The organism is uncultured Alsobacter sp. (assembly GCF_945952055.1).
In the GTDB taxonomy this organism is placed as follows: Bacteria; Pseudomonadota; Alphaproteobacteria; order Rhizobiales; family Beijerinckiaceae; genus Alsobacter.
On record NZ_CAMFHB010000017.1, the window covers coordinates 88,108 to 105,826 of the forward strand.

The following is a 17,719-nucleotide window of genomic DNA, read 5'->3' on the forward strand; positions in this document are numbered from 1 at the left end:
ACTGGCATGCTGCAACCGCGCTACGTGGAGGGCCATGGCCTTCTGTCCGGCCGCACCGTCCTCATCACGGCAGCCGCAGGCGTCGGCATCGGCTTCGCCGCGGCGCGGCGGACGGTGGAAGAGGGATGCCGGGCCATCATGATCTCGGACATCCACGAGCGCCGGCTGGGCGAAGCGGCCGACAAGCTGCGCGCACTGCCCGGTAGCCCGTCCGTCCATTCGCGCCTGTGCAACGTCACCCGCGAGGACGACGTCCAGGCGCTCGTCGAGGCTGCAGAGGCCGAACTGGGCGGCATCGACGTCCTCATCAACAATGCGGGCATGGGTGGGCTGAAGCCCGTCGTCGAGATGACCGACCAGGAGTGGGACCTGGTGCTCGACGTGACCCTCACCGGCACGATGCGGATGACCCGTGCCGCCCTGCGCAAGATGATCCCTCGCCGGCGCGGCGTGATCGTGAACAATGCGTCCGTCCTGGGCTGGCGGGCCCAGAAGGGCCAATCCCATTATGCGGCTGCCAAGGCCGGCGTCATGGCCTTCACCCGGTGCAGCGCCCTCGAGGCCGCGGAGCACGGCATCCGCATCAATGCCGTGTCGCCCTCCATCGCCATGCACGAATTCCTGAAAAAGGCCGCCGGCCCCGGCGAACTCGAGGCCCTGGCTGCGCAGGAAGCCTTCGGCCGGGCTGCCGAAGTGTGGGAGGTCGCCAACGTGATGATGTTCCTGGCCAGCGACTACTCCGGCTACATGACGGGCGAGGTCGTGTCCGTCTCCAGCCAGAGGGCCTGAGACGTGGGGCTCGTCTTTCGCTCTCCATCGGAGGCGGTCGCTGCGGTGGGAACCGCGCTCGGGGCGAGCCCATGGATCGCGATCGACCAGGAGCGGATCGACCGCTTCGCGAAGGCCACGGGCGACTTCCAGTGGATCCACGTGGACCCCCTGCGCGCCAAGGACGGGCCCTTCGGGCGGACGGTGGCGCACGGCTACCTGACCTTCTCGCTGATCAACATGGTCCTGCCGGATCTCATCCGTGCCGAAGGCATGACCATGGGCATCAACTACGGTGCCGACAGGCTGCGGTTTCCCGCGCCCGTGCCCGTGGGCTCGCGGATCCGGGCCGTCGGCGAACTCGTCAGGGCCGATCTGCTGGACGGCAACGCGGTGCAGACGACGGTGCGGATCACGATGGAAATCGAAGGGCAGGCGAAGCCCGGCTGCGTGGCGGACATCGTCGGCCGCTTCTACTTCTGAGAGTTCGTGAATGGCTTTCCCGGTCCAGCTTGCGCCACCCTCTCCACGTCATGGCCGGGCTCGGCCCGGCCATCCACGACTTGAGAGTGGCCCCGGCAAAGTCGTGGATCCCCGGGCCGAAGCCCGGGGATGACGGCTGAGAGATGGGCCTGAACTGGACTGGCAGTCCTGATGCGAAAGACACGACGGCTCTGAAGAGGGTGGCCATGGACGACGTGCAAGCAGAGATCCTCAGGCGACTCGACCGCATCGAGTCCCGCGACGAAATCCGCCAGCTCATCTCGAAATATTCCCTCGCGCTCGACATGCGCGACATGGACGCCATGGCCAATCTTTTCGTGCCCGACGTGAAGGTCGGACGCGGCTCGTCCGGTCGCCAGGCGCTCCGCGACTGGCTCGACGACACCATGCGCCGCCAGTTCGACGGCACGTCGCACCACGTCGGAACGACGATCATCGAGTTCATCGGGACCGAGGAGGCCGTCGGTGTCGTCTACTCGAAGAACGAGCACGAGACCGGGGCCGAATGGGTCATCATGCAGATGATGTACTACGACCATTATCGGCGCGTGGACGGCCGCTGGTGCTTCGCGAAGCGGCAACCGCTCTACTGGTACGCGACCGACCTGAACCGCCCGCCGATCGGCTCGCGCAAGATGCGCTGGCCGGGACGGGAGCCGTACGAGGGGTCCTTCCACGATCTCTTCCCGAGCTGGGAAACGTACTGGAGCCGCAAGGGCGCGCCCTCCGAACCGATCGGCGAGCCGGCCCCCCTCGAGGCGTTCATCGAGACGATGCGGGCGGGGCGGGAGATCCGAGGCCAGCGTGTCCGCTGACGCAACAGTCCTCGACGGCCTTTTTCGTCCCACGTCCGTCGCGGGTCTGGACCTGGCGAGCCGGATCGTCATGGCGCCGATGTCCCGCTATTCCTGCCCGGACGGATGTCCGACCGAGGAGGTCGCCGCCTATTACCGGAGGCGGGCCGCTGCTGCGGTGGGACTGATCATCAGCGAGGGGACCTATGTCGGGCACCCGAGCGCCGCCAGCTACGACAAGGTTCCGGTCTTCCACGGCGAGGCGCTCGCCGGCTGGAAGAGGGTCATCGATGCCGTGCACGGCGCGGGCGGCCGCATGTTTCCCCAGCTCTGGCACACGGGCAGCTTCCGCCAGTCCTGGATGGGGCCAGAGCCGGGGGTACCCGGATGGGGGCCGTCCGAGAACCTCAATGCCTTCACGGGTCACCCCGAGGCCACGGCGGCCATGTCAGAGGCCCACATCGCAGCGGTGATCGAGTCCTACGCACGGGCGGCCGAGGACGCGCGCACCCTCGGCTTCGACGGCGTCGAGATCCACGGGGCCCACGGTTACCTGATCGACGAATTCCTGTGGTCGGCCACGAACCGGAGGACCGATCGCTATGGCGGGGACCGGCGGGCGCGCACGCGCTTCGCGGTCGAGGTCGTGTCGGCCATCCGCGATCGGGTCGGGCCAGACTACCCCATCTCCTTCCGCTTCTCCCAGTGGAAGCAGCAGGACTACGCGGCCCGCCTGGCCGATACTCCGGGCGAACTCGCCGAGATCCTCGAGCCGCTGGTCGACGCCGGCGTGTCGATCTTCCATGGCTCGACGCGGCGGGCCTGGGAACCGGCCTTCGAAGGCTCAGAGTTGACCCTCGCCGGCTGGACGCGGAAGCTGAGCGGCAGGCCCGTGATCGCCGTCGGCGGGGTCGGCCTGTCTCGGCCCGGGCTGGGCGCTGCAGCGCCAGCATCGCTCGACGTGATCAAGGGTCCCCTGGAGCGTGGCGAGTTCGACCTGCTCGCCGTGGGGCGTGCGTTGCTCGCCGATGCCGAATGGGCCATCAAGCTGCGCGACGGCCGGCTGTCGGAGATGGTCGGGTATGACAAGGACGCGCTGGCCGGGCTGGTCTAGCCCAGGTCCTGGTGAAATCCCCCAGGCTGCCGCAATTGGTCCGTCCCGCAGCCGGCGTCGCCAAGGGATCGTCGGCCGGTCCGTAGAGCCAAAGGACGACGGAGGAGGCACCGGCTGCACTCCGGGGCCGGCTCCGGTGGCGGAACGGTGGTTCGCTGGGAGCCTACCGACTTCAGGAACCCTCAAAGGTCTTGCTGACGATTTCGTGAAAGCGCTCCGCGGCTGGTGAGAGAACCCGACCTTTCCTGGAGAAGAGGGACAGCGGCCGTTCTATTATCGGGTCAGTGAGGGGCACGACGGACAACCCAGCGCGCAGTTGTTCCGGGATCAGAAACGCGGGCAGGATTGCATATCCCTGTCCCTCGGATGCAAGCGCCAGAGCGGTCGAGAGCAGCGAGACCTCAATCAGAGGCTGGAAGTCCGTCCCGTGTGCGGCAAGGATCCCATCCAGAATGGGCCTCACGACATTGCTCTTGCGCATCGCTATGGTCGGCAGTCCGACAAGCTCATCCCATCGCAAGCTCTTCCGGTCCGCCAGGGCGGATTGTGCGGGAACGACGAGACTGACGACGTCTGACGAGAGACGGACGCTGTCGAGGTCGGGATGAGACGCAACAGTCCCAATGCCAAAGTCGGCGCTGCCATTCAGGACCGTATCGACGAGATCCTGCGGGAGAATATCGTGGATGACAAATCGCCAGCGCGGATAGTGCGCCCTGAACTGGCGGAGCATCTTCGGCAGGATCGAGCTCGCGACAGCCGCCGTGCAGGCGAGGCTGACGCTACCGACGTGCCCCTCCTGCAAGCCCCTAAGCTCCTCAATCAGGGTCGCCGTTTCTCCAAGAATCAGTTCGGCTCGCCGCAGCGTTTCGCGTCCGGCTTCCGTGAGGCGAATGACACGTTTCGATCGGTCGAGAAGGGGAATGTCCCCGCAGGCTCGCTCCAACTCCCTGAGGAGACTGCTGACGGCAGGCTGGCTCAGTCCCATTCGTTCCGCAGCGGCCGTCACGCTGGAGAGCTTCGCCACCGTCGCAAAAGCCTCGAGCTGCCGAAGAGTCACTCGCATAACATGACCTTATGCTTTTACCCAATAAATCAATTGGACGGATAGGCCTCTCCTGGCTAACCGTCAACGCAGCGCCGTGAAAGCTCTCCGGACGCTCGGAACTCCATGCACTGGGAATTCGCGGGGAGCATACCCGCTCCACGAATTCATGTAATACTCAGCGAACCCACCGATCTACGCATGTCGATCTTGGATGAAAATGAAAAAAGGCTGGCAGAAACTCTGCCACGCGGTCTGTTTTACATCGATGGGGCGAAGACTGGACCCAGAATTGGCCTGATCTCCATAGCGTTCACAGTCGTCTTCCTGGTCATCGCAGGGCGCCTCATGGCGTTAGGTCTCTCACCGGACCTCGCACGTGAGGCGAGAACGCGGAGCGGCCCTGGCGTGGTTGCTCTGCGTCCCGACATCGTGGACCGGAACGGACAGCTTCTCGCAACGAGCGTCAGCACAGCTTCAATCTTTGCCGAGCCACGCAACATTGTTGATCCCGATGAGGCATCCGAGCTTTTGAACGGCGTCTTCCCTGATCTGAACGCCAGCGATCTGCGCGCGAAGCTTGCATCCAAGAAGGCATTTGCCTGGATTGCCCGCCACGTGACACCCCGGCAGCAGGCTGAAGTGCATCGACTGGGCATTCCTGGCGTCGGTTTCTGGCCCGAGAGCAAGCGGGTCTATCCCAATGGTCGGCTGGCCGCCCATGTGCTTGGGGCCACAAACATCGACGGCACAGGTATTGCCGGAATCGAGAAATACCTCGACACCCACGGACTCGACGATCTGAGCAGAGCCGGTCTCAACATCGAAAGAGGAGATCTGAAGCCGGTGACGCTATCGCTGGACTTGCGAGTTCAGCATGCGTTGCAGGAAGAGCTCGAGAAAGGTCTGCGGAAGTACAAGGCGGCTGCCGCGGCGGGCGTCGTTTACGACGTCAACAGCGGCGAGGTGCTGGCCCTCTCCTCACTGCCGGACTTCGATCCCTTCAACCCCGCCGATGCACTCGACCCGGCCCGCATCAACCGCATCAACGTGGGCGTGTTCGAGATGGGCTCCACGCTGAAGGCGCTGACGACAGCGATGGCGCTGGATTCCGGCAAGGTGGGGATCAACTCGACCTTCGACACCAGTACGGGTGTCCTTCGCTGGGGCAAGCAGACGATCCATGAGTATCACGGCACCGGCCGCAGCCTCACCGTTCCCGAGGTGTTCGTGCACTCATCCAACATTGGTTCGGCCAAGATGGCCCTGATGGTGGGCGTGCAGGGACATCAGGAGTTCTTGCGCAAGATGGGCATGCTGGATCGTCTCCGGACCGAACTGCCCGAAAGCGCTGCTCCCATCGTGCCCTCGCGCTGGGGTGAGCTCAACACGATGACCATTGCGTTCGGGCATGGCCTGGCCGTCGCCCCGCTCCAGGCCGTGATGGCTGTCGGAGCCCTGGTCAACGGGGGGAAGCTGATCCGTCCGACCTTCCTCAAGCGGAGTACACCAGAGGCGTCAGAGCAGGCGCAGCAGGTGGTGAAGCCGGAGACAAGCGAGGCGCTGCGCTACGTCATGAGGCTGAACGCCGTCAAAGGCTCCGCCTCCAGAGCCGCGGTGCCGGGCTATTTCGTCGGCGGCAAGACGGGCACGGCCGAGAAGGTGATCAATGGCCGCTACGCTCACGACAGGCTGTTCACGACGTTCATGGCGATCGTACCGGCGGACGCGCCCAAGTACCTGTTTCTGACAGTAATGGACGAACCTCAAGGCATTCCGGAAACCTTCGGCCAAGCCGCCGCGGCCTGGAACTCGGGAGCGGTCACCGGGCACGTTATCGAACGGGTCGCGCCCATGCTCCTGGCGCCTCGGTTCAACCCGCCCATGGCACCTTTCCCGACGATGGAGCGCCTTCATGCCTGGGGCACTCAAGGCTGACGCAGCAGATGCGGTACATCATGAGATTCTTCGGTTGGCTGTTTGCGGCCGGCGCAATCGCCTTTGTCATCGGCAGTTCAGCGTTGGGAGTTCTTGTCTGGCATTTCTCGCGCGATCTGCCGGACACTGCTCAGCTGCGGGATTATGAGCCCCCGGTGATGACCCGCGTGCATGCTGGCGACGGCCGCGTCATTGCTGAATTTGCTCGCGAACGCCGCCTCTATCTGCCGATTCAGGCAGTTCCCAAGCTTATGATTAAGGCCTTCATCTCGGCCGAGGACAAGAATTTCTACACGCATATTGGGGTTGATCCGGAAGGCCTGGCCCGAGCCGCAATCGCGAACTTCCGAAACCGGGGCGGCAACCGGCGCCCACAAGGAGCGTCGACGATCACGCAGCAGGTTGCCAAAATCTTCTTAGTCGGTTCTGAGCAGTCACTGGATCGCAAGATCCGGGAGGCCTTGGTCGCGCTGAAGCTTGAGAAGATCTATTCCAAGGACAAGATTCTTGAACTGTACTTGAACGAGATATACTTGGGCGCCCCGTTACCTGGACAGGGCAGCTACGGTGTGGCCGCTGCGGCGCTCGCGTATTTCGACAAGTCGGTCGACGAGTTGACGCTGCACGAGGTTGCTTATTTGGCAGCACTCCCGAAAGCGCCGAGTGATCTGCATCCTTTTCGAAACAGAGACCGAGCCCTAGAGCGCCGCAACTACGTCCTCGATCGTATGGTCGAGAACGGCTACGTCGACCGCGTGACTGCGGACGTTGCGAAGAAGCAGCCGCTGGATGTCCATTCCCGAACGGTTTCCGCTACCAACATTGGTGCAAGTTATTTCGTGGAAGAGATTCGCCGCGAACTCCAAGATCGCTATGGCGAGAAAAAGCTGCTTGAGGGTGGGCTGTCGGTGCGGTCAACCATTGATCCGCAAATGCAGCTTCAAGCACGCAAGGCGCTCGTAGATGGGCTGGTTCGTTACGACGAAACTCGCGGGTGGCGGGGACCCATTGATCATATTGCGCTGACCGGGACGGATTGGGGCCTCGCGATTGGGGCGCAACGTGTCTTGAGCGACATCGCTCCTTGGCGTCTCGCCGTGGTGTTGGACGTCAGTGCCAGTAGCGCCAAGCTTGGACTCCACCCGCTTCGGGACGGCTCTGGCCAGTTGAGTGCCGCACGCGAGGTGGTGACGCTATCTGGAGAGGGCTTCAGTTGGACTGGCCGAAAGCAGGCCTCCCAAGCCGTTTCTGTCGGGGACGTGGTTTATGTCGAGCCCATGGCCGGACATGCTGGCCAAGTTCGGCTGCGTCAGCTGCCGCTGGTGAATGGCGCCATCGTTGCCATGGAGCCGTTCTCTGGACGCGTGCTGGCGATGATCGGAGGGTTTAGTTCTAACGAGTCGGTCTTCAATCGCGCGACCCAAGCCTTCCGCCAGCCTGGGTCGTCCTTCAAACCGTTCGTCTATGCCGCGGCTTTGGACAACGGCTACACCCCTTCCACCATCGTAATGGATACTCCGATCGAAATTGATCAGGGGCCGGGTGTCGGCATATGGCGCCCGGAGAACTCCAACGGGAAGTCGACCGGTCCGCACACACTCCGGTACGGGATCCAGTTCTCAAAAAATCAAATGACGGTGCGGTTGGCCAACGACATCGGCATGCCGCTGATCGCCGAATATGCACGTCGTTTCGGTATCTACGACGACATGCAGCCGTTGCTCTCCATGTCTCTCGGGGCCGGCGAGACGACGGTCATGCGTATGACGGCCGCCTATTCCATGCTGGTCAACGGGGGCCGGCGCATCCGCCCGACACTCGTAGATCGGATCCAGGATCGGCACGGCCGGACAATTTTTCGATACGATCAGCGCGTCTGTGAAGCCTGTAGCGCCGACGCATGGACTGGCCAAGCAGAACCGAAGATTACAGACAACAGCGCTCAAGTTCTCGACCCGCTTACAGCATATCAAATGGTTTCAATTCTCGAGGGCGTTGTTCAGTCGGGAACAGGCAGAGTGGTGAGTTCGGTCGGCAAACCCTTGGCGGGCAAGACGGGAACGACCAATGACGCCAAAGATTTGTGGTTTGTAGGCTTTTCACCTGATCTGGCGGTGGGAGTCTTCATGGGCTACGACACACCAAAGTCTCTTGGCACTTCAGCTGGCGCTGCTCAGTATGCCGCTCCGATCTTCCGCGATTTCATGACGGCTGCCCTGAAGGATAAGCCGGCGACGCCGTTCCGCGTCCCTCCGGGCATCAAACTTATCCACGTCGATCCGCAGACCGGAATGCGAGCCAATGGCAATACCGCCATCTTGGAAGCCTTCAAACCAGGAACCGCGCCTCCCGATACGTACTCTGTACCCAGCATTGCTCCTCCCTGGCAGGCGAGTGGAACGCTTACATCGGGGTCAGGTGGGCTCTACTAATCGCAGGACTGATTTCCCGTAGGTCGATCGCCACTCGCGCAAATGGCTGGTGGCCACATTCGAATGCTAGCGAGACGCCCAAGCAGGTCCGAGCCAAGCCACAAAGGTTCGGCCTCCGAACCCCTGCTGTCGCCCTCACGCCACCTGGGCCGGCCGCTCGCCCAGCACCACGGCGCTGCTGAGGACCAACCTCACCAACTCGGTCTGGCGGGTGATGCCGCTCTTGGAGAAAATCGAGCGCAGGTGGGCCCGCGCGGTGTTCCTGCTGATCTCCAACGAGTGCGCGGCATCTTCCAGGGACAGCCCCGCGGTCAGGCGTCGGGTGACGGCCGCCTCGGCAGGGGTCAGGTCGAAGATCTGGCGGACGAACTCGCTTTCGACCTCGGGGACGCTGTCGCAGTCACGGACGTAGATCGCCACGGCGTTGCTCGATCCCGACGACGACGGGACCGGCCGGATCATGATTCCCAGGGTTCGCGATCCGGAGAGCTTCGTGAGGGCCAGGCCCTTCGACGGACCAGCCTCGCCCGACGGGCGGCGTTGCGACGCGAGCCGGATCGAGGCCTGGAGTTCCTTGTCCTCGGTGCCGAGCATGGCCCGCAGTTTGCCGGACTGGATCTGGAGGCCGTCGCGGGCGCGCAGGAACCGTTCGGCGACAGGCGAGGAGCTGACGATCTTGCCCGCCGCGTCGACGGTGATGACGCCGACGTTGAGCTTGTCCAGCGCGTCCGAGTAGAGAGCCCGCTCGACAGCGTGCGTGTCGATCCTCGACGCGAGTTCCAGCGCCCTGACGATCTGGTTCAGCACGACGCCGAGGAGATCCTCTTCATCCCTCTCGAACGCAGCGGCGTCCGGCCCGAAGAAGAGGCGCATCGTGTAGTCCACGTCGCCGCTCGTTTCTTGCGTCTGGGCCATGCGACACGTGTATTCGCCGTCGTCGTCGACCGACTCGGGAATATCGTCGGCGACGCTTCGGTACGCTGTCGGCTCTTGGCCTCTGCGGGTGACGACCAGCTCGGCGTCCGCAGCCTGGAAGTGGTCGCGCACGATCGCAAGCGCAGTCGACACTGGCTGGCCATCAGTCAAAGAGCGCGTCACGGCGTTCATGAGCTGGCCGAATGCGATTGCTGGTCTCGAATAGAAAGACATGAATCCCCCTTTCCGCAAGCTCTATGGCGCGGTTTTACTTGTCCAGCGATGTCAGTGACGTCATTGGGTTCGCGACAGCGATCTCAGAACATTCGACTCTCGGCAACGGAGTTCGGTGAGCGCGTCAGCTTGAGCATGCGTCCCTCCCCATCATCTTGTCTGTTACTGACTCTGTCGCAAATTCAACGCCGTGTCAAATACTCAATGGCAGTGTCAAAAATTCATCGACATGACGATTTATGAAGTCGATGCAAAAACGACGAAAAGAAAAAAGGCCCTGCGCGAGCGCAGGGCCTCAGGATGTTCGTCCTGGGAGGGAGTTGATCAGGAGGAACAGTCGACGCGCTCCGCGAGACCATCCGAGCGGAGCTTGTAGGGAGTCTTGACCACCTTGATCGCGGCCGGCGAGGGCAGGAAGTGGTTGCTGTCGCTTGCGTCGAGCGGGCCAATCGAGACCTTGATCTTGCCGGCGTTCTGCTCGATCCATTTCGCCAGCACGTCACCATCCGTCGTTCCCGCGCCGCGAACGGCATCCGCGAGGATCAGGGGCTGGATGTAATAGGGGATCAGCGACGGCGCTCCGCCCATGCGTTCAAGGTCCGGCACCTTCTCGGCAGCACGCTTTGCGAACTTCGCGAACTCGGAGGCGCCGACAGGGTCGTTCGGGCAATAGGTCATCCCGACGAACTGGGTGCTGTAGACGTTCTTGAAGGCGGCTTCGCCGAGGATCTTCACGTTGCCCACGGCGTAGTTGGTCATCGTCTGGTTGGCCAGCACCGGGACGTCCCATCCGATGTCGGCGCGGTTTTCGAGCAGCTTGCGCGAGTCGTCGCCGATCGAATTGATCATGAGAATCGCCTGGGCCCCCGCGTTGCGCATCGAGAAGAGCTGCGGCGTCATGTCCTCGGCGCGGAACGGGAATTCCTGGATGATGACCGGATCGGCCTTGCGCGACTTCATGTAGGCGACGATGTCGGAGACCGCCGCCTTCGACATGCCGCCGTTGTCGGAAATCAGCGCCAGCTTCGTCAGCTTCAGCACGTCCAGCGCGTAGTCGATGTTGGCCTTCATCTGGTTGAGGCCGGTCACCGAGTCCGAGAAGTGGTAGGGCCCGAACTTAGGCGTCAGGTCGGTGGACGCTGCGGTCGACACCTGCACCAACTTCTTCTCGTTCGTCACGGCTACGATCGGGATCGTCTCCTGGCTGGTGGCCGGTCCCACCAGCAGTTGCACCTTCTCGTTGCTGATGAGGCGCCGCGCCTCGCTGACGGCATGGGTGGGATCCGTCGTGGTGTCGGCGAGCACCAGCTCGACCTTCTTGCCGTTGATGCCGCCCGCCGCATTGATCTCGTCGACGGCCATCTTCCAGGCGATCGTGGCGACCTTGCCGATCGAGGCGCCGCCGCCCGTGATGGACACGATGCCGCCCATCTTGATCGTCTCCTGGGCCGAGGCGGCCATGGCACTCGCCGCCAGCGCGATGGTGGAGACCATGGCGAGAAGGCCGGCCCTGCGTCCCATTGATGCGATCTTCATGCGGATCCTCCCTCCGGTTGATTTGCACCGACGATCAACGCCTGCGGTCCAGCTGGCATCATTCATTCAGACTAGAAGAGGCTGGGAGTCTTCCTTCAGGCGCCGGCATGACGCTTGATGATGTCGAGAAACAGGGGCGGCTCGCCCCCGCCGTGGACCTCGAGAGTCGCGCCGCTGACGAAGGAGGCGAGGGGTGAACACAGGAAGGCCACCGCCGCCGCGATGTCCTCGCCGCGCCCCATGCGCCGCAGCGGCAGGTTCGCCGCAAGCTCCTGCTGTGCCGCCGCTGAGCCGTAGGTCAGGGCGGTGTCCTCCGTCTCCATGAGACCCGCGATGATCGCATTGACGCGGATCCGCGGACCCCACTCCTGCGCCAACGTGCCCGTCAGGTTCACGAGGCCGGCTTTTGCCGCGCCATAGGCCGCGGTTCCGGGAGCGGGGCGCTCGGCGACGACACTGGCGATGTTGACGATCGATCCGCCTTCGGCCTGCGCATTCATCCAGCGATGAACAGCCTGGGAGAGGTGCAGCGGTGCGAGCAGGTTCAGCGCGATGATGGCCTCTGAAAACCGCGGGGAGACGGTCGCCGCATCGGCGGGCGGCGATCCGCCCGCATTGTTGACCAGGATGTCGACCCGACCCTGCGCTTCGCCCACGCCGTCGACGAGGCTGCGGCAGGCCGCGGCCTGCCGGACATCGCACGCGACGAAATGGGCGCGCCTGCCCATCGCCTCGGGCAGGGTCTCGGGTTCGGAGCGTGCGCAGATCGTCACGTTTGCGCCGGCGTGCAGCAGCCCCGTCGCGATCGCCCGCCCGATCCCTTTGGTTCCACCCGTGACGATGGCCACACGCCCGTGCAGGTCGGGAAGATGGGAAAACAGGCCAGCCGTCATGCGCAGCTCCTTGCGGCAAGGGCCTGTCCATGCCCCCTATCGTACACCTAGCCCAGCGTGCGTGCGGACAACTCGTCCCTTCGGACGATGCCGATGATGGATGGGCCGACTATCGAACGGGAAGGCTCAATTCCCGGGTGCGGAGCGCCGCGTCCGGGCCAGCAGGTTCAGCATGGACCCGAACGTCTCGCCCCCGGACTTCACGACCATCCCGGACCTCTGCGTATGGGCCGCGCAGACATACGGGCACGAGACGGCGATCGAGGACGGTGAGCGGTCGATCAGCTTCGTCGAACTGGACGCCATGCGCCGGCAGGCCGCGAAGGCCTTCATGGCCGCCGGCGTCGCCAAGGGCGACCGGGTCATGATCTGGAGCCCCAATTCCTGGAAATGGTTCGTGGGTGCGTTGGGACTCCTGAGTGCCGGAGCCGTGCTCATCCCCTGCAGCACCCGCTTCAAGGCGACGGAAGTGACCGAGCTGATCCGGCGCAGCGGCACCACGATGATGCTTTGCGCCGGCGAGTTCCTGGGACAGTACTATCCCGACATGCTCGAGCGGGAGGCGCGCGCACCGCTGCGCGCCGTCGTCGTGTTCGACGAGGCGCGTGGACGCGACCTGCCGTGGGACGAGTTCCTGGCCCGGGGAGCGGCGATCGGCGACGGCGAACTCGAGGAGCGCACGGCCGAAGTGACGCCCGACGACCTGTGCGACATGCTCTTCACGTCCGGCACCACCGGCTACCCGAAAGGCGTGATGTACGGTCATCGCCAGTGCCTGCGGGCGATCGATGCCTGGGCCACGCGGGTGGGCATCGGGCATGGCGACCGCATTCTCGTGATCCCGCCGTTCTTCCATGCCTTCGGCTACCGCTCCGGGGCGATTGTCTCGATGATGCGGGGCGCGGTGCTGATGCCGCACCTGACCTATGATCCCGCCGAGATCCTGAAGCGCGTCGCGGCGGAACGGATCTCGGTGATCCCGGGGCCGCCCGCGATCTTCCACGGCATGCTGCAACTGCCCGATCTCGCCTCCTACGACACGAGCAGCCTGAGGCTGGGCATCACCGGGGGGGCCGTGGTGCCCTCGACGCTGATCAGGCGCATGCGGTCCGACCTCGGGTTCGCCGGCGTGGTGAACGGCTATGGCCTGACGGAGTGCGGCGGTTATGGCACCATGTGTCGGGCCGACGACGACGACGAGGTGATCGCCAACACCTGCGGCAAGCCGTTCCCGGAGACGGAGGTCCGCATCATGGCGCAGGACGGGACCTTCCTGCCCGATGGCGAGCACGGCGAGGTCGTGATCCGCGGCTACATCACGATGCGCGGCTACTTCATGGATCCGGAGGCCACGTCCCGCACCATCGACGAGGCGGGATGGCTGCACACCGGGGACATCGGCTACATCGATCCCAACGGGAACCTGAGGATCGAGGATCGCCTGAAGGACATGTACATCACGGGCGGATTCAACTGCTACCCGGCCGAGATCGAAAGGCTCCTCAGCGCCCATCCCGCCGTGGGGCAGATCGCCGTGATCGGCGTCCCGGACGAGCGGTTGGGAGAGGTTGGCAAGGCCTTCGTGGTCCTGCGGCCAGGCCGCAGCGCCACCGAGCAGGAGCTCATCGCCTGGGCGCGCCAGACCATCGCCAACTTCAAGGTCCCGCGAAGCATCGAGTTTCGCGCCGCGCTGCCGACGAGCCCGCAAGGCAAGGTCCAAAAGACTGTCTTGCGAGCGGAGGTCTTGGGGCGTTCCTGACGGCCCGATCCGGCCTCTGACATTGTCGCGGTGCGTGCCAGATGGGCTGCGCCGTCAGCCGCCGTAGACGGGTTTCGGCGCGGGCCTCTTGGCGACGAGCTCGAGGATCTTGTCGCCCAGGTCCTTGGCCGGCCAGCGGCTGCCAAGGTCGAATTCGGGGCCATCGGTCCACCCGAGGCAGACCCTGATCTTGCCTCCGATGAGCTCGAACACCTGGCCGGTCACGGAAGCGGACCGATCGCTGCAGAGCCAGGCCACGAGCGGCGCCGTGTTCTCGGGTGCATAGATGTCGAACGCGCCTTCCTGGGCCTTCATGGCTTCGGCGAAGGCGGTTTCCGTCATCCGCGTGCGCGCGTTGGGGGCAAGGCCGTTTACGGTGATGCCGTAGCGGCCCAGTTCCGCGGCCTGGACGAGCGTCAGCGTCGCGATGCCCGCCTTCGCCGCCGAGTAGGCGCTCTGCCCGACGCTGCCCTGAAGGCCTGCGCCGGACGAGGTGTTCACGATCCTCGCATCGACGCGCTGCCCGGCCTTCGCCATGGCGCGCCAATGATCGACGGCGTGGCGGCTCACGCAGAAGTGGCCACGCAGGTGGACGCGCAAGACGGCGTCCCATTCTTCGGGCGTGCACGACACGAACATGCGGTCGCGGACGAAGCCGGCGTTGTTGACCACCGCGTGCAGGCTCCCGAAGGCCTCGACGGCCGTCTGGACGATGCGGCGTCCCCCCTCCCAGTCGGCGACGTCGTCGAAGTTCGCGACGGCCTCGCCGCCGGCGGCGCGTATCTCGTCGACGACCTGCTGGGCGGGCGTCTCCACGGTCGGGTCGCCATGCGTTCCCACGCCGAGGTCATTGACGACCACCTTCGCCCCGGCCCCGGCGAGGCCGAGCGCATAGGCTCGTCCGAGGCCACGGCCGGCCCCCGTCACGATGACGACGCGGCCTTCGCAAAGTCTCTGCATGGCTCCGGATCCCTATGACTTGGACGGCGACAGGCGGACGGCACGGGCCATGCCGGCGTTCCGCTTGCGGTCCGGCTCGGCCTCGGTGAGCGGGTCGCAGGCGACGAGTCCCGCGAGGCAACGGTCCGCGAGCCGCTGGTACTCGCCGTTGCCGTCGTTTCGCCACCGGATGGCCGTCTCGACCAGCTCCTTCACCGGCTTGGCCGGGTTGCCGGCGATCAGCCAGCGGTCGGGCGTCATCGTGTCGTTCTTCACGAGGCTCAGCGCCGCGACGAGGCATTCCTCGCCGATCACCGCGCCATCCAGGATCACGCTGTTCATGCCCACCAGCGTGTTGGTCCCGACGGTGCACCCGTGCAGGATCACGCCATGTCCGATGGTAGCGCCGCGCCGGACGATGCAGTCCGAGCCGGAGCCGGTGTGCATGGTGCAGTTGTCCTGGATGCTGCTGTCGCCCTCGACCGTGATCCGGCCGAAATCGCCGCGCAGCGAGGCGCTCGGACCGATGTAGCAGCGCGGTCCGATCGTCACGTCGCCGATGAGGTCCGCCGACGGATGGACGTAGGACGTGGGATGAACGACCGGCACGATTCCCTCGAACGCATAGACGGCCATGTCTAGAGCCTCTCGATGATCGTGACGTTGGCCTGTCCCCCGCCTTCGCACATCGTCTGCAGCCCGTATCGTCCCTGGCGCCGCTCGAGTTCGTTCAGCAGGGTCGTCATGATCCTGGCCCCGGTCGCGCCGATGGGATGCCCCAGGGCAATGGCCCCCCCGTTCACGTTGACCTTCTCCCGCGGGATGCCGAGTTCCTTCATCCATGCGAGCGGAATGGGAGCGAACGCCTCGTTGCACTCGAAGAGGTCGATGTCGTCCACCGTCAGACCCGCCTTCGCGAGGGCATGGCGCGTCGCCGGGATCGGGGCGGTCAGCATCCAGACGGGATCCGCCGCCCGTACGGTCATGAAATGGATCCGCGCGCGCGGTGTGAGGCCGTGGTCCTTGACGGCACGCTCCGAGGCGATGAGCAGCGCAGCTGCCGCATCGGCGTTCTGGCTCGAGACGCCGGCCGTGACGCGCCCCCCCTCGGTGAGCGGCTTGAGGGCGGCCATCCTCTCCCGGTTCGTGTCCCTTCGCGGTGTCTCGTCGGTGGCGAAGTCGCCCACCGTCACAATCTCTCGCGAGAAGTACCCCTTGTCGATGGCCTCGATGGCGCGGGCATGGCTCTCCAGCGCGAAGGTTTCCATCTCCTCGCGGGAGCAGTCCCACTTCTCGGCGATCATCTCCGCCGAGCGGAACTGGCTGACCTCCTGGTCACCGTAGCGGGCCAGCCAGCCGGGCGAGGTGGCGAACGGTGTCGGGAAGCCGAACTGCTGGCCCACGATCATCGCGGTCATGATCGGGATGGCGTTCATGTTCTGGACGCCGCCCGCCACCACGAGGTCCTGCACGCCGCTCATGACGCCCTGGGCCGCGAAGTGCACGGCCTGCTGGGCCGATCCGCATTGGCGGTCCACCGTGACGCCGGGCACGTGCTCGGGCATGCCGGCCACCAGCCAGCACGTCCGGGCGATGTCGCCCGCCTGGCTCCCGACCGTCTCCGTGCAGCCGTAGACGACGTCGTCGACGGCGGCCGGATCGACGCCGGTGCGTTCAATGAGTGCCTTGATCGGGATGGCGCCGAGGTCGGCTGAATGGAGTGCAGCCAGCGAGCCCTTCTTGCGGCCGACGGGAGTCCGGACGGCGTCGATGATGTAGGCCTCAGGCATGGCTGCTTTCCATGGGGAAGGTTGCGTCGGGTCCCAGCGCCCCGGTATAGGCCCGCCGGGCGACCCGGCCGCGGTGCAGGGCAGGGGTGCCCCACCAGGTCTGGAGGGCTATGGCGCGCTTCAGGAAGAAGTGGACGTCGACTTCCCACGAGTAGCCCATGGCCCCGTGCACCTGGATGGCCGTGCGCGCGGCGAGGTCCGCCGCCTCGCCGGCGGCCAGCTTGGCGTGGGAGATGCGGGCCCGGGAGAAGAGGTCCCCTTGCGGCAGGCAGGCGGCCGCAGCGTGCACGACGGGTCGGGCGAACTCGATCTTGACCTGCGCCGTCGCCAGGTGGTGCTTGACCGCCTGGTAGGAGCCGATCGGCTTTCCGAACTGCTGGCGCTCCTTGGCATAGGCCACGGCGAGATCGACGCAGCGCTGGGCGATGCCGAGCAACTGGGCGGCGGCAAACAGGGCACCCCGGTCGAGCGCTGCGGCCAGAAGTCGATCCGCTTCATCCGGCCCCACGAGCGGAGGCCAATCCGGCGGGTCGAAGTCGGTCGTGAACAGGCGCCGAAACGGATCGACGCTGGGCTGCACGGTGAGCCGGACGGCTTCTCTGGGGACGAGATGCAGCCCGTGATCGGTCACCAGCAGCAGCGCGCCCGCGGTGTCGGCATCCGCCACGAACGGGTTGACGGGATGCTGGATGGCGATGGTCGTTTCGCCTGCCAGTCCCGCGGCCAGCCATGGCTGCGTCGCCTCGCTCGGAAGGGCAGCCAGAAGGGGCAGTGCAACCCCGGCATTCTCCACGAGAGGCTCGGGGAGGCAGGCATGGCCACAGGCCTCGGCGCCGAGCACGAAGTCGACCGGCTGAAGCCCCAGGCCGCCCTGGGTTTCGGCGACAAGCGCACCGGCGACGCCCATCTCGACGATGGCGCTCCAGCGCCGCTCGTCGCGCGGCGCTCCGGCAGCCATCAACCGGCGCAGGTCCGCCGGCTGGCAGAGATCGGCCAGGAGGTCGCGCAGGACGGAGCCCATCATGAGCTGTTCGTCGGTGAAGCGGAAATCCATGGCG

15 protein-coding genes are annotated in these 17,719 nt (G+C 65.1%); 7 read left to right on the top strand and 8 right to left on the bottom strand.

Translation table 11 applies throughout. From position 1 onward, the window contains the following. Positions 1-6 precede the first annotated feature (6 nt). The 4 genes from Q0Q47_RS14615 (at position 7) to Q0Q47_RS14630 (ending at position 3,180) form a co-directional block, all read left to right on the top strand. Positions 7-789 carry an SDR family oxidoreductase gene (locus tag Q0Q47_RS14615; protein ID WP_293861045.1) on the top strand — a complete coding sequence of 261 codons (783 nt, stop codon included), beginning with the start codon at positions 7-9 and terminating at the stop codon, positions 787-789. 45 nt (positions 790-834) lie between these two features. Then, a complete protein-coding gene (locus Q0Q47_RS14620; protein ID WP_293861048.1) occupies positions 835-1,251 on the top strand; it encodes a MaoC family dehydratase in 417 nt (138 codons plus the stop codon). Positions 1,252-1,457: 206 nt separating this feature from the next. Then, the gene (locus Q0Q47_RS14625; RefSeq protein ID WP_293861051.1) at positions 1,458-2,087 is read left to right on the top strand and encodes a nuclear transport factor 2 family protein; all 630 of its coding nucleotides are present in this window, start codon (positions 1,458-1,460) and stop codon (positions 2,085-2,087) included. Next, positions 2,077-3,180 carry an NADH:flavin oxidoreductase gene (locus Q0Q47_RS14630; protein ID WP_293861054.1) on the top strand — a complete coding sequence of 368 codons (1,104 nt, stop codon included), beginning with the start codon at positions 2,077-2,079 and terminating at the stop codon, positions 3,178-3,180. Before Q0Q47_RS14625 ends, Q0Q47_RS14630 begins: the two co-directional genes overlap by 11 nt. 172 nt (positions 3,181-3,352) lie before the next feature. Here the strand turns inward: Q0Q47_RS14630 and Q0Q47_RS14635 are convergent, their stop codons facing one another. Then, positions 3,353-4,246: a LysR family transcriptional regulator gene (locus Q0Q47_RS14635; protein WP_293861057.1), complete on the bottom strand. Its 894-nt coding sequence runs from the start codon at positions 4,244-4,246 to the stop codon at positions 3,353-3,355. 180 nt (positions 4,247-4,426) lie between these two features. Between Q0Q47_RS14635 and Q0Q47_RS14640 the strand changes: the two genes are divergently transcribed. Continuing rightward, entirely contained in the window at positions 4,427-6,163 is a 1,737-nt protein-coding gene (locus tag Q0Q47_RS14640) for a penicillin-binding protein 2 (RefSeq protein WP_293861060.1), read from the top strand. A gap of 8 nt (positions 6,164-6,171) precedes the next feature. After that, positions 6,172-8,595 carry a penicillin-binding protein 1A gene (locus Q0Q47_RS14645; protein ID WP_293861063.1) on the top strand — a complete coding sequence of 808 codons (2,424 nt, stop codon included), beginning with the start codon at positions 6,172-6,174 and terminating at the stop codon, positions 8,593-8,595. Between the two features lie 135 nt (positions 8,596-8,730). On the opposite strand, the gene Q0Q47_RS14650 is transcribed toward Q0Q47_RS14645, so the two are convergent. From Q0Q47_RS14650 to Q0Q47_RS14660, 3 genes are all read right to left on the bottom strand, one after another. Further along, positions 8,731-9,744, bottom strand: a complete 1,014-nt coding sequence (locus tag Q0Q47_RS14650; RefSeq protein WP_293861066.1) for a helix-turn-helix transcriptional regulator — start codon at positions 9,742-9,744, stop codon at positions 8,731-8,733. 324 nt (positions 9,745-10,068) lie between these two features. Further along, a complete protein-coding gene (locus Q0Q47_RS14655; protein WP_293861069.1) occupies positions 10,069-11,280 on the bottom strand; it encodes an ABC transporter substrate-binding protein in 1,212 nt (403 codons plus the stop codon). 95 nt (positions 11,281-11,375) lie between these two features. Continuing rightward, a complete protein-coding gene (locus Q0Q47_RS14660; RefSeq protein WP_293861072.1) occupies positions 11,376-12,173 on the bottom strand; it encodes an SDR family oxidoreductase in 798 nt (265 codons plus the stop codon). Positions 12,174-12,345: 172 nt separating this feature from the next. Here Q0Q47_RS14660 and Q0Q47_RS14665 point away from each other — a divergent pair, with 172 nt between their 5' ends. Further along, on the top strand, positions 12,346-13,932 hold the full coding sequence (locus Q0Q47_RS14665; protein WP_293861075.1) for a FadD3 family acyl-CoA ligase: 1,587 nt from the start codon (positions 12,346-12,348) through the stop codon (positions 13,930-13,932). Positions 13,933-13,986: 54 nt separating this feature from the next. On the opposite strand, the gene Q0Q47_RS14670 is transcribed toward Q0Q47_RS14665, so the two are convergent. From Q0Q47_RS14670 to Q0Q47_RS14685, 4 genes are read right to left on the bottom strand one after another with little or no spacing between them, the layout of a single operon-like run. Then, on the bottom strand, positions 13,987-14,892 hold the full coding sequence (locus Q0Q47_RS14670; protein ID WP_293861078.1) for an SDR family oxidoreductase: 906 nt from the start codon (positions 14,890-14,892) through the stop codon (positions 13,987-13,989). Positions 14,893-14,904: 12 nt separating this feature from the next. Next, a complete protein-coding gene (locus Q0Q47_RS14675) occupies positions 14,905-15,507 on the bottom strand; it encodes a phenylacetic acid degradation protein PaaY (protein ID WP_293861081.1) in 603 nt (200 codons plus the stop codon). A 2-nt stretch (positions 15,508-15,509) separates the two neighbouring features. Beyond that, positions 15,510-16,661, bottom strand: a complete 1,152-nt coding sequence (locus Q0Q47_RS14680) for an acetyl-CoA C-acetyltransferase (RefSeq protein ID WP_293861084.1) — start codon at positions 16,659-16,661, stop codon at positions 15,510-15,512. Beyond that, complete coding sequence (locus Q0Q47_RS14685; protein WP_293861087.1) at positions 16,654-17,715, bottom strand: acyl-CoA dehydrogenase family protein; 1,062 nt, start codon at positions 17,713-17,715, stop codon at positions 16,654-16,656. Before Q0Q47_RS14685 ends, Q0Q47_RS14680 begins: the two co-directional genes overlap by 8 nt. Between the last annotated feature and the right edge of the window lie 4 nt (positions 17,716-17,719).